Source organism: Kangiella marina (assembly GCF_039541235.1).
GTDB lineage: Bacteria > Pseudomonadota > Gammaproteobacteria > Enterobacterales > Kangiellaceae > Kangiella > Kangiella marina.
In genome coordinates this window covers 683,996-702,609 of sequence record NZ_BAABFV010000001.1, presented here as the reverse complement: position 1 = coordinate 702,609, position 18,614 = coordinate 683,996, and the positions used below count along the sequence as shown (strand labels likewise).

General features: G+C 45.1%; 14 protein-coding genes. 7 read left to right on the top strand and 7 right to left on the bottom strand.

Translation table 11 applies throughout. The annotated features are described in order from the left end of the window. The first annotated feature begins 40 nt into the window (after positions 1-40). The 3 genes from ABD943_RS02975 to ABD943_RS02955 all read left to right on the top strand — a co-directional run bounded on the left by ABD943_RS02975 (position 41) and on the right by ABD943_RS02955 (position 6,297). Positions 41-2,191 (top strand): hypothetical protein, encoded by a 2,151-nt coding sequence (locus ABD943_RS02975; RefSeq protein ID WP_345291701.1) that lies wholly within the window; start codon positions 41-43, stop codon positions 2,189-2,191. Between the two features lie 178 nt (positions 2,192-2,369). Continuing rightward, on the top strand, positions 2,370-3,485 hold the full coding sequence (gene sohB, locus ABD943_RS02970) for a protease SohB (protein ID WP_425559462.1): 1,116 nt from the start codon (positions 2,370-2,372) through the stop codon (positions 3,483-3,485). Positions 3,486-4,380: 895 nt separating this feature from the next. After that, positions 4,381-6,297 carry a S9 family peptidase gene (locus ABD943_RS02955; protein ID WP_345291697.1) on the top strand — a complete coding sequence of 639 codons (1,917 nt, stop codon included), beginning with the start codon at positions 4,381-4,383 and terminating at the stop codon, positions 6,295-6,297. A 73-nt stretch (positions 6,298-6,370) separates the two neighbouring features. Here ABD943_RS02955 and ABD943_RS02950 read toward each other — a convergent pair whose 3' ends face one another. After that, the gene (locus tag ABD943_RS02950; protein ID WP_345291696.1) at positions 6,371-6,919 is read right to left on the bottom strand and encodes a hypothetical protein; all 549 of its coding nucleotides are present in this window, start codon (positions 6,917-6,919) and stop codon (positions 6,371-6,373) included. Between the two features lie 21 nt (positions 6,920-6,940). Further along, positions 6,941-8,263 carry a dicarboxylate/amino acid:cation symporter gene (locus ABD943_RS02945; protein ID WP_345291695.1) on the bottom strand — a complete coding sequence of 441 codons (1,323 nt, stop codon included), beginning with the start codon at positions 8,261-8,263 and terminating at the stop codon, positions 6,941-6,943. A 166-nt stretch (positions 8,264-8,429) separates the two neighbouring features. Between ABD943_RS02945 and ABD943_RS02940 the strand changes: the two genes are divergently transcribed. Both ABD943_RS02940 and ABD943_RS02935 read left to right on the top strand, forming a co-directional pair. Next, positions 8,430-8,807, top strand: a complete 378-nt coding sequence (locus tag ABD943_RS02940) for a BlaI/MecI/CopY family transcriptional regulator (protein WP_345291694.1) — start codon at positions 8,430-8,432, stop codon at positions 8,805-8,807. Beyond that, positions 8,797-10,938: a TonB family protein gene (locus ABD943_RS02935; protein WP_345291693.1), complete on the top strand. Its 2,142-nt coding sequence runs from the start codon at positions 8,797-8,799 to the stop codon at positions 10,936-10,938. The genes ABD943_RS02940 and ABD943_RS02935 overlap by 11 nt, the downstream gene beginning before the upstream one ends. Positions 10,939-11,005: 67 nt before the next feature. Here the strand turns inward: ABD943_RS02935 and astB are convergent, their stop codons facing one another. Genes astB through astA form a run of 3 tightly spaced genes read right to left on the bottom strand, consistent with a single transcriptional unit; the run spans position 11,006 to position 14,899 of the window. Beyond that, positions 11,006-12,367 (bottom strand): N-succinylarginine dihydrolase, encoded by a 1,362-nt coding sequence (astB, locus tag ABD943_RS02930; RefSeq protein WP_345291692.1) that lies wholly within the window; start codon positions 12,365-12,367, stop codon positions 11,006-11,008. After that, positions 12,368-13,834 carry a succinylglutamate-semialdehyde dehydrogenase gene (gene astD / locus ABD943_RS02925; protein WP_345291691.1) on the bottom strand — a complete coding sequence of 489 codons (1,467 nt, stop codon included), beginning with the start codon at positions 13,832-13,834 and terminating at the stop codon, positions 12,368-12,370. It abuts the gene before it with no gap. A 15-nt stretch (positions 13,835-13,849) separates the two neighbouring features. Continuing rightward, positions 13,850-14,899, bottom strand: a complete 1,050-nt coding sequence (astA, locus tag ABD943_RS02920) for an arginine N-succinyltransferase (RefSeq protein ID WP_345291690.1) — start codon at positions 14,897-14,899, stop codon at positions 13,850-13,852. Between the two features lie 233 nt (positions 14,900-15,132). Between astA and ABD943_RS02915 the strand changes: the two genes are divergently transcribed. Continuing rightward, positions 15,133-16,341 (top strand): aspartate aminotransferase family protein, encoded by a 1,209-nt coding sequence (locus tag ABD943_RS02915; RefSeq protein WP_345291689.1) that lies wholly within the window; start codon positions 15,133-15,135, stop codon positions 16,339-16,341. A gap of 172 nt (positions 16,342-16,513) precedes the next feature. After that, positions 16,514-17,188, top strand: coding sequence for an OmpW/AlkL family protein (locus ABD943_RS02910; RefSeq protein ID WP_345291688.1), 675 nt, complete (start codon positions 16,514-16,516; stop codon positions 17,186-17,188). A 159-nt stretch (positions 17,189-17,347) separates the two neighbouring features. On the opposite strand, the gene ABD943_RS02905 is transcribed toward ABD943_RS02910, so the two are convergent. After that, positions 17,348-17,791 (bottom strand): hypothetical protein, encoded by a 444-nt coding sequence (locus ABD943_RS02905; RefSeq protein ID WP_345291687.1) that lies wholly within the window; start codon positions 17,789-17,791, stop codon positions 17,348-17,350. A gap of 105 nt (positions 17,792-17,896) precedes the next feature. Continuing rightward, positions 17,897-18,547 (bottom strand): arylesterase, encoded by a 651-nt coding sequence (locus ABD943_RS02900; protein WP_345291686.1) that lies wholly within the window; start codon positions 18,545-18,547, stop codon positions 17,897-17,899. Positions 18,548-18,614: the final 67 nt, after the last annotated feature.

Below are 18,614 nucleotides of genomic sequence, written 5' to 3'. Positions count from 1 at the left end.
TAAAACCGTATAAAACGTTTCACCAAAACGGGAGTTAGAAATGAAAAAAGCATTTTACGGAGTCGCGCTAATCAGTAGCCTCGTGCTGACTGCGTGTAGTGATGGGCCTGCCGAACCAAAAGTACCCGGCTCTGGCGATGGTAGTACAAAATTTGTTGCTCCAGTCTATGCTCCTGGGGATGGTGAAATCCCAGTCCCAAACGATTTGTTATTCAGTGGCTCAGCTGATTTAACGCTAAATATCCCAACACAAGACCCAACGGATATGTCTGACCCTCAAAACGCTGTCAGCGGACTTGATGGTTGGTCAACTCATGCGCCGTTTAACATTGAGTTCCGTGGTGCTATTGACGCAAGCTCTATTGCACCAGGCCAAAATGTTCGTGTCTTTAAAGTCACCACTGCGCGCGGTGAAGTTGCTCCAGGTATCCCAGGCCCAACAGGTCCGGTTACCGGTGTTGAGGCAGAATTAGCCGCTGGCAGTCAGTTTGTAGCAGTGCCTAATGGTCCAGCTGCTATCGGTGTTGTGCCATTAGCGCCTTTAGAGCCACAAGCGAGCTATATGGTTGTTGTCACTAATGGGATTACTGATGTAAATGGTAATGCCACTATCTCAGACTCTCAGTTTACAATCGCTAAGTCTACTGACCCGATTCCATCTGGCGCACCTACCTCTGGTTTAGAGCCTGTGCGTCAATTAGTTAACGCCATGTTAGCGGCTGCAGAAGGTGCTGGTGTTGTTCGTGAGGACGTGGTTCTTGCTTATCAATTTACGGTGCAGTCAGTTTCGAACTCTTTGGTTGCCTCTAAAGGTTTATATGTAGACTCTCCTTTGGCAACGGCTGGCGCGTCGAGCTTTTCAAGCTTAATGACGGACACCACTCCTTTCACTGGTATTGGTGCAGCGAATTTATACAAAGGTCAGTTTTCATTGCCTTATTTATTGTCAGCGCCTTCAATGGAAAATCCAATTGCACCACTAAATTCACAGTGGGTGGGTGCGGATATGGTTCCAGACGGTCAGGGTGGCTTTATGGCTAACCCATTTGCCGGTGGCAACATTACTTATGCAAACCCTTTGCCACGAAAAACGGGTGAAGAATCCGTTCCTTTATTGGTGTCATTGCCTAAGAACACGGCATGTCCAAAGCCGTATCCTGTGATGATTTTCCAACACGGTATCACGAGTGATCGTACAGCGATGTTAGGTATCGCTGATACTATGGCAAGCGCTTGTACGGCTGTTGTTGCTATGGATTTACCGTTACACGGTATTGCCGAGGATAACCAAGTACACCTAGGTTTACAGCAGGCAAGTGGCGGACTTATTGGTATCTTTGAAGGTTACTCTCCTGGTGCTACTCGTGAGCGTACTTTCGGTGTGGATTACGTGGTGAATGCTTCGAGTCAGCCAGGTCAAGACGGTATGGTTGATGAGTCCGGCGCTCACTTTATCAACTTACAAAACCTATTAGTATCTCGTGACAACGTGCGTCAGGGCGTACTTGATTTGTTAGCGTTAGAAGCTGAGATTGGCAATATGGATGTTGATGGCGATACGATGGCGGACTTTGATGCTTCAAGCATCAGCTTCTTTGGTCATTCGTTAGGGGGAATCGTAGGTTCTGACTATATGGCTCTGTCCGCGAATGTTCAACAGGGCGTTTTAGCGACAACATCAGGAAGCATCGCTCAGTTATTGAACGGTTCGCCAACGTTTGGCCCAGTAATTCGCGGCGGTCTTTCAGCTTCAACAGGCGTTGCAGTTGATGACCCAGCCTTTGTTCCAGAGGTGTTAGCGCCATTCATGTTTGCAGCGCAAACAGTGGTCGACTCAGCAGATCCTGTGAACTATGCGGCGATCGCGATTGCAAACAACAAGCCTACACTGGGTATTCAAGTTCAAGGCGATACGGTTGTGACGAATACTGTTAGTGGTGCGCCTTTAGCGGGTAATACACCTCACGCGGCTTTATATGGCCTTCCTGTGGTGACAGATACCGCTCAGCAGTCTCGTGGCTCTATTAAGGTATCTACAGGTACCCACGCAACGCCTTTGACGCCTGCGGGCCCTGGCGGAGCAACTCAGTTCATCGATCAGACAACCCTGATTCAGAACGCTATCGCGAAGTTTATAGCGTCAGGTGGTGTTCTGATTGAAATTACGGATCCATCGCTAATTGAACCCTAAGCTGATTGAACCGTAAGCGCTTATCCATTAGGATGAAAAGCCCTCACTTCGAGGGCTTTTTTTATGGGCGACGGTTTCTGATCCAATTTGCCTAAAATTGCAGTAGAATCACTGCTTACATTATGGTTTCGCTAAGACTTTCGGGGTTTATGGCGAGCATTGATTGAAGGGTACTATGATAGAGTTTATCGCTGAATACGGTTTGTTTTTACTTAAAACGGCTACTATTATTGTTGGCATTATTGTGATTTTGGCCATGATTATTAATGCTGGGCATAGGCAGCACCCCGCTACGCGTGGAGAAATAAGAGTGACCAATCTTGGTGAAACGATTAAGGATCATAGCCAAGCGATAAAAAATGAGGTGATGTCTAAACATCAATTCAAGCAAGCGCTGAAGCAAGAAAAACAAGACGATAAGAAAAAAGACAAAGAAGAAAAACAGCAGCTAAAAGCGAAGAAAAAATCTGAGCAAAATACTAATTCCACCGAAACGGATGACACTCGTGAAGAGAGTACGCCGTCTGCTGATGACAAGGCGAGAGTGTATGTGATCGACTTCGATGGCGATGTTGAGGCAAGTGACGTCGAATCAATGCGTGAAGAAATAACAGCCATTTTATCAGCGGCAAATAAAGGCGATGAAGTAATGGTGCGCCTTAAAAGCCCCGGCGGAATGGTGCATTCCTATGGTTTAGCAGCCTCACAATTACAACGTGTACGTCAAGCGGGTTATGAGCTGACGATAGCGGTGGATGAGGTTGCAGCCAGCGGCGGTTATATGATGGCTTGTGTTGGCGATAATATTACAGCAGCACCTTTTGCCGTTATTGGTTCGATAGGAGTTGTCGCTGAGTTGCCTAACTTTCACCGCTTATTGAAAAAAGCCAATGTGGATTACGAGCAGCATACCGCAGGGGACTATAAACGAACTTTAACCATGTTCGGAGAAAATACTTCGCATGGGCGTGATAAGTTTAAAGAGGACCTAGAAGAGACGCATGTGCTGTTTAAGTCCTTTATCAATCAAAATCGCCCTCAGCTAGACTTGGACAAAGTTGCTACCGGTGAACATTGGTATGGGTCTCAGGCGAAAGAGCTGGGCTTGGTCGATGCGTTAGGTACCAGTGATGACTGGATCATGACAGCGCTTAAAGACAAAGATGTGTATGCGGTTAAGTACAATATCAAAAAGCCAATCAGCGAACGTTTATCGGTCAGTTTGTCACGAGGCGTTGAAAAATTACTGACAAAGCTGATCCATCGTTCATCAAAGCAAGACTTATTTAAGTAATTTTGACCAACTGTTAGAGGTCGTATGGACTTTGAGTTTTGGGATAACTGCTGGGGAAGACCAACACAACCGTTTCATTTAACGGCTCCTCACCACTTTTTGGTTGAGCAGTTTGAATCTTATTTTTCGGATCAGAAAAAGGTGCTGCTACCACTGTGCGGTAAGACTCTAGATTTAAACTTTCTTGCCAGTCAGAAGTCGGATCGTAGCCATGTCGTTCTGTGAGCCAAGGAGTTGCCTGTCAAGCTTGTCTTCCTAAGACCGCTTGGCCTCCGACTTGTTTCATTTAACGGCTCCTCACCACTTTTTGGTTGAGCAGTTTGAATCTTATTTTTCGGATCAGAAAAAGGTGCTGCTACCACTGTGCGGTAAGACTCTAGATTTAAACTTTCTTGCCAGTCAGGGCATCAATGCGGTAGGGGTGGAATTCAACCCCAAAGCAGTAGAGTCTTTTTTCACCGATAGTGGTCTAGCACCAAACATCGAGCAAGCAAGCAGTAAGACTCATTATTCAGCGCCAAATATTGATCTGTGGTGTGCTGACTTTTTTGAGCTTAAGGTTGAGGATACGGGAGGCTTTGAGCGAATCTTTGATCGAGCTGCCTTGGTCGCCCTGCCAGAAGAGCTCAGAACAGATTATGCGGCACACCTACTCAGTTTTTTGAAGCCAAAGGGCCATATTCTTTTGGTCACTATGAGTTACGATCAAAATGAAATGTCGGGGCCGCCATTTTTCGTTGGTCTCGCAGAAATCGAGCGACTATTCCCAAACTCTAGCATCAAAGAACTCAATCGAATCAGCATCTTAGATTCACATCCGAGGTGGCGTGAACTTCAGTTAAGCCGTCTGGATGAGGTGCTGTATGACATTCATTTAGATTAATGATATCAGTGTATGACTCAAGAAAATAAAACGATACAACCTTTCGGGCTTTGGGACTCTCCTATCAGTGCCGAGCAACTTGCGAGTAAATCTACCCGCTTAGGGCAAATTCAAGCGACCGGCGACGCTATCTATTGGCTGGAAGGCCGTCCAGAAGAACAAGGACGTGGTGTTATTGTCCGTTGTGTGGATGGCAAGCGCCAGGATATTACGCCAGCAGACTATAATGTTCGCACCAGAGTTCACGAATACGGTGGTTGCGACTTTTGGCTGAATGATCGCTACTTGCTGTTTGTCGATGATGAACAGCAACAACTGTATCGACAAGATTTAAAGACCCTGGAGGTCGTTGCTTTAACACCTGAGCCGCCTAGCAAGCGTAGCTGGCGTTACAACGATGGCACGATTGATGAAACCTCGTCTTACACGATTTGTGTTCGTGAGCGTCATGAAGAAAATGAGGTGATTAATGAGTTAGTTAAAGTTCCTCTGGATGGCTCGCAACATATTGATGTCGTGGCTGAGGGCTATGACTTTTACTCAAACCCACGTATTAGTCCTGATGGAAAACGTATTAGCTGGCTTTGCTGGAATCATCCCCACATGCCGTGGGATGAAACGGAGGTTTGGTCTGCGGAACTGAATAATGGCAAGTTAACGAATGCTAAGCCGGTGATTCAGCAATCTAACGTCTCAGCGTATCAGCCTGAATGGACTAGCAACAGTGAACTTGTATATGCGGCTGACTTTGAGGGCTGGTGGCACTTGTACAAGGAAGGTCACGAAGCTCCGCTGCACAAAGCGGAAGAGATCGAGTTTGCGCTGCCGCAGTGGGTTTTCGGATGCCGTATTTGGCATGAGTTGGATGCCAGTACATTGCTAGCCATTGGTACTCGTAAGGGATCTCAGGCGTTGTATCTTATTGATTTGAACGATCAGTCTATAACCACTCTGAGCGATAAGTGGACGGCTTTTAGTGGCCAAATGGTGGTGCAAGAACAGAATCATCAGCAGCATGTCTACTTTTTGGCTGCTAACCCTACTCAGCCTGAGTCAGTGATTGAGGTGGTGCTTGATGAGCGATACCAGATAATAAGTGAGTGCGTACTGTCAGATTTAGACAGCAAAACGGATCAACGCGACATCTCCCAAGCGCAACATGTCAGCTTCCCGACTTCTGGCGGCGAAACGGCTCATGGTTTCTTTTATCCTCCGACGAACAGCCAGTTCCAAGGCCCTGATTCCGAGCTACCGCCGCTTATTGTGATGAGTCATGGTGGCCCAACAGCGATGGCTGACAGTGGCTTGGATTCCAAAGTACAGTTTTGGACCAGTCGAGGCTTTGCTGTGGCGGATGTAAATTACCGTGGTAGCACGGGCTATGGTCGCGCTTACAGGGATAAACTAAAAGGACAGTGGGGTTTAGTTGATGTCGATGACTGTATCGCTATGGGACGTTACTTAGCCGCGGAAGGGCTGATTGATGGCGATAGAATGGCCATACGCGGCGGTTCTGCGGGCGGTTATACCACGTTATGTGCCTTAACCTTCCATGATGTTTTTAAAGCGGGTATGAGCCGTTACGGTGTGGCTGACTTGGTGTCGTTATCTCAAGACAGCCATAAGTTTGAAATTCGCTATTTAGACAGTGTGGTTGGTTCCTATCCAGAACAAGCTGATATTTATCAGCAGCGATCACCGGTCAATCATACCGATCAGCTATCTTGCCCTATATTGATTCTTCAAGGGCTTGAGGACAAGGTGGTGCCTCCCAACCAAGCAGAAGCCATGGTTGAGGCACTAAAAGAAAAAGGTTTGCCTTACGAGTACATCACTTTTGAGGGGGAAGGGCATGGCTTTAGGAAGCCCGATACCATTATCCGTGCTTTTGAGGCTGAATTGTCTTTTTACCAGCAACATCTAATCTAGGCTTAAGATCTCCCCATACTCATACTGTTCTATGGTGAAAGGAGTATGGGGGCAGGCTTTGGTAATGAGACGCTTAGGGCGAAGAGCTCATCTTGTCATAGTCAATTTCAAAGTCATCAATGAGCGTGAAGTAACCGTCTTCTGCATCGAGAAGCAGCTCAGCGGTTAATCTGTAAGGCCCTGGATTCTGTTTATCCATACCCCACCGAATTGAAAAATGCAGCTGACGACTTCCAGTGGGATGCTTCTCGGCTATTGTTTGTTGTATCTCTTTAAAATCCTCAATGGCTGACGGTGAAAGCTTGAAAACCGTGACATGCTTGATGGAATCTTCTTGAAACCAATGCTCTTCATTACCGAGGGTCTCAGAAACAATTTTTAACGGTAGTGTTTTGTCTATTTTTTTGGACGGACTGACCAACACAAACTTTAGTGACGTTTTCTCTTCAGCAAACTTATCAGCAACATCCGTTGTAATTTTAGCTCTTATAGTCTCTGGTGTGATTTGAGCGAAGTCCTCCTCGTCAAAAGAGGACATGCTTAACATGGTTGATAAAGGAATGTGGGAACAGGCACTGACGAGGAATGCCAGTGCTGCGATCATCAGAACTTTTTTAAACATACAACGTCCTTGTCTGGGTTTTTAGTCGTCGAAATTGCTTCGGTTGTTAGTATCGTTAAAGGTCTCGATATCAATTTCATCTTCGGATTTAGCGACGATGGTTGTTACCGCAGCGTCGCCCGTAATGTTAACCGCTGTTCGCGTCATATCGAGTAAACGGTCAATACCAAGAATCATACCAATGGCTTCGACTGGTAGATTCACCTGAGTTAGTACTCCTGCGAGTAGAATCAAACCAACACTCGGAACGCCTGCGGTACCGATAGAGGCTAATGTTGCGGTCAGAACTACCGTCAGCAACTGCGCCATGCTGAGGTCAACGCTGTAAGCCTGCGCGATAAACAGGGTAGCGATACCTTGCATGATTGCGGTGCCATCCATGTTGATGGTAGCACCGAGAGGCAAAGTGAACGAAAAGGTGTTTTTATGAACGCCCAAATTAGCTTCTGCACAACGCATAGTCACTGGAAGCGTCGCGTTACTGCTTGATGTACCGAACGCCGTCAGCATGGCAGGCCACATCGCTTTAAAGAACTTAATCGGGTTGAGGCGCGTAAATAGCGTGATGAGAACGCTGTAAGTTAATAGAGCATGTAACAGAAGGCCAACGATCACTAAAATAAAGTAACTGCCCAACGAACCCACCAGATCGGAGAATGGGAAAGTGGAAAAGGTTTTAGCGATAAGGAAAAAGACACCGTAGGGCGCGAATCGCATAATGATGTTGACCAGCTCCATAACCACTTTATTGGCATCTTCGAACCAGTTACCGATGCGTTTGCCTTGCTCACCGGATAAAGTGATTGCCAGACCGACCAAAATGGCGAAAACAATGATTTGAAGCATATTGGCACTGACCATCGCTTCAAAAGGGTTCGTCGGCACGATGTTGATAATGACATCTGAAAGGGGTGGTTTATCACTGGCATCAAAATTTGCTTCACCGACCGGCATACCAACACCTGGTTGGAAAATTGAAGCTAACGTTAACGCTAGAGTAAGCGCTATTGCCGTGGTTAGAAGGTACAGGCCAATCGACTTTAAACTTAAGCGACCGAGTTTTGATGGATCTGCCAGAGAATACACACCACAAACCAGTGACACTAATACTAACGGCACCATCAACATTTTCAATGCATTGATAAAGAGACTGCCGCCAATATTAAACAGGCCTTCGACGAAATAGGTATATGCCCAACTGTTTTCCTGAAGAGCCTGACACTCGCCCTCTGCTAAACTTTTGGCGCATTGATAGTCGCCAAACTGAAGGAAAAGTACCCCAACGATGGCCCCGAGAACCATGAAAATTAGAATTTTGACGCTTAAGTTCATTGTTTTAGTCATTTGTTAAAGATTCATGAACTCTAAGTCATTGTTAAAAAAACTGCAAATTTATACTTGCTTATTAATGATTACAGGTGTAATCTTTAGTTGTGGATTACATGTGTAATCAATTTGATTGCTAAATGCAGTATTCATTTAAACAACCCTAAACTGATATGAGTCGAGTATGACAATCAGAGTGAGTGAAGCAGAAAAAAATGTGATGGATGTTCTGTGGCAGGAATCTCCATTATCCAGTCTTGAAGTCGTTGAAAAACTACAATCTCGAGAGTGGAGCGAAAAAACAGTAAAAACCTTTCTTAATCGTTTAGTTAAGAAGGGTGTTGTCTCCTACGAGAAAGATGGTCGTCGTTATTTGTACTCTCCCGCCATAGAGCGAGAAGAGTTCTTAGCCGACGAAAGTGAAGGTTTTCTTGATAAGGTCTTTAAAGGCAATATGAAAGAATTACTGGCAACCTTTGTTGAAAATAAGCAGTTGTCACAAAAGGAACTGGATTATTTAAAAGGGTTACTTGACGACAAGGAAGGCAGCGATGTTAAGTGATTTAAAGTTTAATGGTTGGTTAGATGCCTTCTGGCAATTTAATCTCGACCTAAGCGTTATTGTATTAACGGTTTTAGTGGTTCGATTTTTTATCCGAAAAACCACGAAAAGTTACAACTCCTACTTACTGTGGCTGGCGATTCCTTTAGGGTTTGTGGTGGCAAAAGTCATTGCTTCCATTGATTTTTCCAGCGCCAACTCCAGTTATATCGGCCAAGCCGTGAGCGTTATGATCATTAAACCTGTTGAAACTCTGCAGAATTATTGGTGGTTGGGCGCTTTATGGTTATCAGGCACGACATTATTATTATTGCGACTGATTATTCAGCACATTGAACTGCGCAAAAACTTGAAGGATATTCGTCGTCCACTTGATGATTTGCCTGGAGCGGAATTATTTAAAGCTCGGCGTTACCAAGTTATTGCCGTAGAGCATAAAGATATGTCTCCGGCGGTGTATGGTTTTATTAAACCGACCATTTATTTTCCGACGCACATTGCGAAACAACTGTCAGTACAACAAATCCAACTCATTATTGAGCACGAAGAACAGCATATTAAGCAAAAGCATTTGTGGCTCAATTTGTTGTGGGATGTGTTGGTCTGCGTCGGTTGGTTTAATCCGCTGATTTATATCGCCCGCAAAAATTTTCGACATGACCAAGAGTTATTCTGTGACTACTTAGTGCTGAATAAAACCAGTGAATCACGGACGAAAGACTATGGTCATGCTCTGCTTTCAACAGTTTCTGCCACTCACTCTGTAAGTCTGCTTTGCTCATGGAAGGTTTTTAACCAACTTGAGGAACGCATTATGAATATAACTAAACCTATTAATCGCAAAGGTAAGGTAACGATGACACTCGGCGCCATGCTCGCACTAAGTTGCTGTGCAGTTTACGCCGCAAATAAAGAGGTAAAACACAGCCCGGAAAAGCACATTGTCGTTTCGGAAAATGTGACCGTTGATGAGAATCGCCACGCACAATTTGTGGTTCAGTACGACAATGATGATGCGCTTTATATTCAAGAAAACGATAAGTTTTATATTGAAGAAGACGGTAAGCGTCGTGAAATGACCGAAGCTGAGCGTGTTGACTTCGAACGTAAGCATGAAGAGGCTATGAAGGAACTAGCGCTTTCGGAAGATGAGTTGATTCAAATTGAAAAAGAAATTGAAGATGCCCATAAAGTATTAGAGCTACATGCTGATGAAATTGAGCTCGCTCAAGTTGAAATGGAAAGCGCGCGCGAAGAGATAGCTAAAGCCCAACAAGAGATTCAGCTTGAGTTTGAAAAAGGCAATCTTTCTAAAGAGGAAATGCATCGTTATAAAGAAGATTTGCATCGTGCAAAAGAGCAGTTAGCTCGTGATAGAGAAAATATTAGAGTTGATATTGAGCGCGCAAGACAAGACCTTGAACAAGCTAAGAAGGATGTCCATGAACAACGCATCTATCAGCGGAGTCGTGCCCCAGGTAACGATTCGCATCGAACCGTTGTAGTCAGTGAAAACATCATTAAAAATGGTTCAAGCCGTACCACCGATATTATCAAGCTAGTTGATGATAATGGAAAAACTTATATCAAGTCGAACGGTCAGTATTCTATTGAAGTCGATGGTAAAGAGCGTGAAATGACCAGCGAAGAAAAGGCGTTTTTTGATAAAAAGTTCAAAGCAATCCCGCATCCACCTAAGCCACCAAAAGCAGCCAACGCTCCAACTCGTGTGCGAGCTTCTGAGCGAGTAATGACGCGTATACCGCCCATGCCTCCTAAAGCAGCCAACGCACCAACTCGTGTGAGAGCTTCCGAGCGAGTAATGACGCGTACACCGCCCATGCCCCCTAAAGCATCAAGTCCAGTTGAGCCAATACATCAGCCTAGAGCAAGTTACCCTAAGGCTGCAGTGGAGCAAAATATTGAAGGCTATGTGGATTTAACCTTTGATATCAATGACAGTGGCAAAGCAAGCAATATCCAGGTAACCGAGTCTAGTGACAACGGGCTCTTTAATAAAGACGCTATTGACGCTGTTAAGCAGTGGGAGTTTGCTGAAAAAGATTACGGTAAGAAAGGTATGAAGTATAAAATGAAGTTTGACTTGGATTCGAAAGATTTAAGCCTGTAATTTTGTTAGGTTAATAAAAAGCCCGCGCAATGCTAGATTGACGCGGGCTTTTTTGTGCTTTAAAAAATTAATCGAGTTGGAACGGATAAACGGAGCCAAGGTTTAAGATTTGAGTGAGTTCATCCAGCGCAGTGCGTGACTCTGTTAATAAACTTGGATCAGCCAAGTCGTCTTCTTCCAGGGTGTCACGGTAATGCTTATCAACCCAAGTATTCAACTCACCAAACAGTTTGTCCGACATAAGTACATTTGGGTTCATCGCATCGATTTCAGTTTCGTTCAAAACGACACGTTGACGTAGACACGCTGGACCACCGCCATTTTGCATGGATTGCTTCACGTCGAAGATTTTCACTTCTTTGATTGGCGTATCCTGCTCCACTAACCAATCTAAGTATTCTTTGACTGACGGTGTGGTTTCACATTCGCCCGGCGCGATGATGGCCATATCGCCGTTATCCATCGTGATTAGCTGACTATTGAATAAATATGACTTAACGGCATCTTCAACAGGGACGTCGTTCGCGCCAACTTCGACCACATGGAACTCTTCGCCATCAAATGCTTGTTCTAGGTCGGTATAAACCTGCATCTGATTTAAGAAGGCTTTTTGGTGAGCAAATAACACGTTGCCGTTACCCACAGCGATTACATCGTTATGGAACACGCCTTTATCAATGACGTGGGGGTTTTGCTGGGCAAAAACCGTGTTATCCATATCCAGCTGATGTAAGCGCGATATTGCTTGTGATGCTTCAAAAGATTGACGCGCTGGGTATTTGTGAGGCGCTGGCTTGCTGCTATCAAAAGCGTGTTTACCATAGACAAAAAAGTGTAAGCCTTTTTTGCCATAACCTTTGTCTGCGTTGATATCGACGAAACGCGTGTGGTTAGCAGCACCCTCGTCACCAAAGTGATCGCCCATCGGCAAAGCAGGGTGGTGGGCAAAGTGTTTATCATCTTTGAACATCGCCTGCAAAATACGGCCAGTGGTGGCGTGCTCAATCGAGCGGTGAAACTTATTCGCTAAGTTAGCTGGCGTGAAATGAGCTTTACCGTCGCCAGTGTCGCTTGATGGTGCCATAGTACAAGCGTTGGCAGTCCACATACTCGATGCAGAGCTGCACGCTGCTAAGACTTTAGGAGCTTGCTTTGAGGCTTTGATGATGACCTGGGCGTCGCTACCGGTAAAACCCAGCTTACGCAACGTATGCACGTCAGGGCGTTCCATAGGCGCTAATACGCCTTGTTTTAAGCCCATGTCATGCAGTGCCTTCATCTTAGCAAGCCCCTGCTTAGCCGCCTCTTTAGGACGAGCGACTAAGTTGGCGTTAGCCGTTGATGCGACGTTACCGTGCGAGAGACCGGCATAGTTATGCGTTGGGCCGACAAGGCCATCAAAGTTAAACTCAAAAGCTTTTTTGCTCATTTACAGCTTCACCCCTGGTGTTAGGTTTTCAGGTAAAGAACATGCGTTGTTCTCAATGGATGCAACCGGGTACGCACAGTAGTCTGCTGCGTAATAAGCGCTTGGCTTATGGTTGCCTGAATTACCTACCCCACCAAACGGTGCTGTGCCTGCGGCACCTGTTGTTTGGTTGTTCCAGTTGACGATACCCGCGCGAATTTTTGTGTAGAATTCGTCGAACTGGGCTCTGTCGTCACTTAATAAACCTGCCGATAAACCGAAGCGTGTATTGTTGCCTTCAACAATCGCATCTTCGAATTTTTCATAGCGAATCACTTGTAATAGAGGACCAAAGTACTCCTCATCTTCTAATTCAACATCGCTGACGTCCAAGATAGCAGGGTTAACAAAACCTGTACCTTTTTCTAGGTGCTCCATTTTAACTAATGGTTTAGCACCTTTAGCGATCAGCTTGTCTTGTGCTGCTAATAAATCTAGCGCTGCTTTTTCTGATACCACTGGGCCGATAAATGGTTGGTTATCGTCGTTGTAATGGCTGACGCGGATATTAGCAGTGGCTTCGGTTAGCTTATCTAGGAAGATATCGCCTTCTTTGGTGTTTGGTACGAACAAACGTCGCGCACAAGTACAACGTTGGCCAGCCGAAATAAAGGCCGATTGAATGGTGTGATAAACCGCACCATTAACATCTTTAATATCGCCCACGATCAGTGGATTATTACCACCCATCTCTAATGCTAGTACTTTGCCTGGTTCGCCACCAAGTTGAGAGTGCAAGATCTTACCGACGGTTTCACTACCGGTGAATAAAATGCCGTCTACTTGCGGATGATTGGCTAAAGCCACACCTGTTTCAACTTCGCCTTGAACCAAGTTAATCACGCCTTCTGGTAGGCCTGCAGCTTCCCATAAACGGATGGTTAACTCAGCCGTGGCCGGAGTCAGTTCACTTGGCTTAAAGACGATAGTGTTACCTGCGATTAATGCAGGCACAATGTGACCGTTCGGCAAGTGAGCCGGGAAGTTGTAAGGGCCGAACACTGCTAAAACGCCGTGAGGTTTATGGCGGATTGCAGTTTGCCCAGATGGTGTTTCGGTTTCTTTAACGCCAGTACGCTCGTGGTAGGCTTTAATTGAAATATCAATTTTGCCGGCCATAGCGCCTGCTTCGGTTAAGGTTTCCCAGAAAGGTTTACCGGTTTCTTGAGAAATGATTTCTGCAATTTTTTCTTTATTGTCTCTAACCAGCCCTTCAAATTTTTTGATGACCTCGATACGTTCATCAAGCGTCTTTTGACTCCATTCCCAGCCTGCTTTTTGCGCGGCCATAATAGCGTCACCGACTTGATCAGGCGTTGCGCTATTGGATTCCCAAACGGTACTACCGTCAGCTGGGTTGATCGACTTGAACGACGTGCCTTCACCAGCAAGCCATTGATTATTGATGAATAAGTTTTTGTGCAACATATAATAAACCTGAATTTATTGAGTTTTTGTCGAGCCCGAAGGTCGGAACTTGTTAAATAACGCAACCGCTCTAACCGTATCACCGGCGCTTAATCCTAGTGCGTCTATCGACGACTGAGGAATCATGATGTGATCATCTTCTATGCGGCTTTGGGCAACCACACAGCGGTAATCCTTTAATTTACGATTGCTGATCATGATTGGCAAGGTGTTGCCGCTGACTTCTCCAGCGACCAGCTCGACAATGTGACTGTTAGCGATAGTTCTGATGGCATTTCTCTGAACTTCAACCGTTGGACCGCCATCAAACACGTCAACGTAGTTTTGATGGGTAAAGCCTTCTTTCTTTAACAGCGATAAGGCTGGAGCTGTATCCGCGTGAACTCTACCAATAACTGCTCGAGCTTCCTCGGGAAGCATATCGACATAAATAGGGTATTTAGGCATTAGTTCAGAAATAAAGGTGTTACTTCCCAAGCCTCGAACTGCATCAGCCTTGGCGAAATCCATCTTGAAGAAACGTTTGCCAAGAGCTTCCCAAAATGGTGAAAAACCATTGTCATCAGAGTAGCCGCGCATTTCGGCGATGATTTTCTCGGAAAAGCGCTCAGGATGATCGGCTAGGAATAAAAAACGTGACTTTGATAAAAGGTGGCCATTAGTGCCACCACGATGCCCCTCGGCGAGGAACAACGTCGCAATTTCAGTCGCGCCGGTGTAATCGTTTCCTAGGATAAGAATTTGGTGAGGATTATAGACCCCCAAATCTGGGCTAGCACTAACCTGAGTACTGAGTTTATAGCTAAAGAAGCCGTCATCTAAGCCGACTGCTGATACTAAAGCGCTGGTTCCAATAACTTTCTTTTCTTCGGTATCTTCAAGCACAAAAAAGTAGCACTCTGAGCCCGGCTGTTTAATTTCTTGGGAGAGAGCTTGTACTGAGTTGTCGATTCTGTTGGAAATCGTTTCAGGATTGTGGGGTAGAGTTGTCAGTCCTGTGCCGGCGCTGGCAGCCAACTCCAAAATATCTTCTAAATCAGTGCTTTGTGCAGGGCGAATTACCATAACTATGCGACCTAAGTCCTTAAAGTTGTACTATGCAAAATTAGTATTTGAAAGTTAGGGAAGGGGATGATAGACAAAAGTTCCCTTAAGTAAAAGCGATATTCTGAAGTAAAATGCGGTATTTTTCCAGTGAAGGCTGGAATTTTGAGTTGAAAACAGGGATCATGTGCGATTAATCTTTGATGAATATGTACGCTGAGATCGTCAGCTTAGACAAAAATTAAGGTGTTTTTATGTCCGATAGTTATACTAGAGCGACCTTCGACGAGGTCATGGTTCCGAATTACAATCCGTCAGAAATTCTTCCTGAGCGCGGCGAAGGCTCGCGTGTATGGGATCAGAATGGAAACGAATATGTAGACTTTGCTGGTGGTATTGCGGTTAGCATTCTTGGCCATAATCACCCTGGTATGGTTAAAGCTCTTAAAGATCAAGCAGATAAAATCTGGCACTTAAGTAACGTATTCACGAATAAGCCAGCTTTAGAGCTTGCGGACAAGCTGACGGAAGCAACTTTCGCCGACAAAGTGTTCTTCGCTAATTCTGGTGGCGAAGCAAACGAAGCCGCGTTTAAATTGGCTCGTCGTTATGCACACGATAATTTCGGTCCTGAGAAAAGTGAGATCCTTTCTTTCTCTAAATCGTTCCACGGGCGTACGCTATTTACGGTTTGTGTGGGTGGTCAGCCGAAATACACCGAAGGTTTTGAACCACTTCCAGGCGGTATCTTACACACTGAATATAACAACATTGAAGCGTTCAAAGAGCTAATCTCTGACAAGACGTGCGCGGTTGTGATGGAGCCGATTCAAGGTGAAGGCGGTATTATCCCGGCTGATCCAGAGTTCGTGAAGCAGGTTCGTGAATTGTGTGATAAACATAACGCGCTATTAGTTTTTGACGAAGTTCAGACGGGCTTTGGCCGTACAGGCGACTTGTATGCTTACATGGGCATGGGCGTCACTCCGGACATTTTGACGACGGCTAAATCAATGGGCGGTGGTTTCCCAATCGGCGCGATGCTAACAACGACTAAAATTGCTGCGAGCTTGGTTCCAGGTACGCACGGTAGCACTTATGGCGGTAACCCGCTGGGTTGTGCAGTATCGCTTGCGGTATTAGACGCGATTAATACGCCAGAAATGATGGATCACGTTAAAGCGCAAAGCGCCAAAATTAAAAGCGGCCTTGAAGCGATTGGTGAGAAATATGGTGTATTCTCTGGTGTGCGTGGTAAAGGTATGTTGTTGGGTGCTGTATTGTCTGATGAGTGGAAAGGAAAAGCGCGTCAATTCCTAGAGGCAGGTTGGGCGAACGGCGTTATGTGTTTAGTTGCTGGCGCTGATGTTGTGCGTTTCGCACCGGCTGCAACGATTACTGATAACGATATCGAAGAAGGCTTAGCGCGTTTCGATAAAGCAATTTCGAATTTAGTTAGCTAAGTTTAAGTCAAAATTGCAGAAAAAAAGGCTCCTTCAAGGGGCCTTTTTTGATCCAAATGAGGCAAATTTAATGCATATTTGCCAAGTCGATAATTCCTTGATCTACATCAACTTTTTAAAATTTAAAGCTGATTATTGTTAATTTGATTTTAACAATAAAAGGAAGCTAATAATGATCAAGTCTTTAAAAAATCTCACTGCAGTTACAGTTGGGGCTCTCGCTTTATTGGGGGCAATTGAAACACAAGCTCATGAGGAGGGTGACTTTATTTTGCGAGTGGGTGCGGCTCATGTCAGCCCTAATGATGATAGCTCTAATGTGTTAGGAACCGATGATGGCGTTACTGTCGATTCATCCACTGGATTAGGTTTTAGCGGTACCTGGATGCTGACCGACCGTTGGGGATTCGAAGTGCTCGCGGCGCTTCCTTTTGAGCATGATGTTGAAGGAACTGGCAGCTTATCGGGCTTGCCGATCGGCACGGTTAAGCACTTACCACCAACTGTCTCGTTTCAATATTACCCTGATGTCGATGGCGATGTCTTTAACCCGTACTTTGGTTTAGGCGTTAACTACACCTTGTTTTTAGATGAGGAGGCGTCTCCAGAATTAAAAACAGCGTTGGGTTCTGATGATGTGGAACTGGCTTTGGATAACTCGGTTGGGCTCGCTGCTCAGCTTGGCGCTGATTGGAAAGTTGGCGACAACTGGTTTATCAATGCAGGTGTTTGGTATGTGGATATTGATACCGAAGCTGACGTTATCGTCAATGGCGCCACAGCCACCACGGTGGATGTTCAGATTGATCCATGGGTAGCGATGTTAGGGTTTGCGTGGAGTTTTTAATCCTTTATTTATTTTGAGTGATGATTTCGCTCTTACAGCGAGTTACTTTCTCTTGTACCTAAAGGCATTCCTTTCAGTCTTCATGCAAGAGAAAGTAACCAAAGAGAATATTTGATCTAAGCACCTACAGATCTTATTTCCAAGGTCTTAAGCGTGTACCTACATGTATATGCTGTAGACTGCGAAGAAAAAGAAAGCTAACTTATGTGCTATTGTTGAAGCAATGCCGATTTTGCGTGAGCGTTTACGTAGAATAATGTAACTGCTGTTGAGCACCAATACAATCCAGCTAGATATCAGAATAGAGAAAGCGCCATTGGACCAGTGATATAAAACCCCATAGGCTAGTATACCTAAGATCGCACCAAGCCAAGTAGACCTTGCGAACTTTGCGCTTAGCTCAATAGTGATAACAGTAAAGCAGAGGGCTTCAAGTATATATATTGGGATTCCAACACCAAGAAATAAAGCCAGAGGAGCTTCGGATATTTCTTGAAGCGTATTCTCATCAGCAGCTTCGGAAAATAAAGAAAAAATAGCAAGCCCACCAAATAGTAGAATAGCTGTGCTTAAAATAACGATGTATGTTGGAATTTTATTCAATGTAAATCCATTTAGATAGCCTCCACCAAGCTGGCTATGCTAGCTATAAAGCTACTTAAATACAAGCATGTGTCCTAATTTTTAAATTTTATATCTCGCCTGATTTTATTCAGGTGAGCTCAACACTTCCTGCACCTTCGGCCAGACGTTGTCGAGCAGAATGGGTTGTGCTTTTTCATTGGGGTGGACGCCGTCTTTTTGCATGAGGTCGTCTTTACCGCCGACGTTTTCTAGGAAGAAGGGGACGAGGGCGATATTATTACTGTCAGCGACTTTTTGGTAGTTGTTGAAGAAGGCGTCGGCATAGCGTTCACCGTAGTTAGGGAAGATTCGCAGGCCTAACAGTAGCACTTCGGCATCGGATTGTTTTGACATCTTGACCAACTGATCGAGGTTATTTTTGATGGTTTTTGGCGGGAAGCCGCGAATACCGTCGTTACCGCCTAGTTCAATAATCACCATGTCGGGTTTATGAACTTCCAGCAGTTTGGGTAAGCGTTGTAGGCCCTGTGTGGTGGTATCACCGCTGATACTGCTGTTGATGACCTGATAATTGATGTTTTCTTCACTCAGTTTCTTGTCTAATAGGGCAACCCATGTTTTTTCAGGGCTAAAGTTATAGCCTGAGCTTAGGCTATCGCCTAAAACAAGAATTTTGCCCTGTTCAGTTGTCTCCGCATGCAGTGGCAGCGCGAGCAATAAAGTCAGCACTGTAACAACTGGAAACAAAATTTGGGCACAAAGTTTTTTAAACATGGTAAGTTTGCTATTACTGATTAGTCGATTCATACGAGTCAATTATTATCTCAAGGTTTGTCGAAAT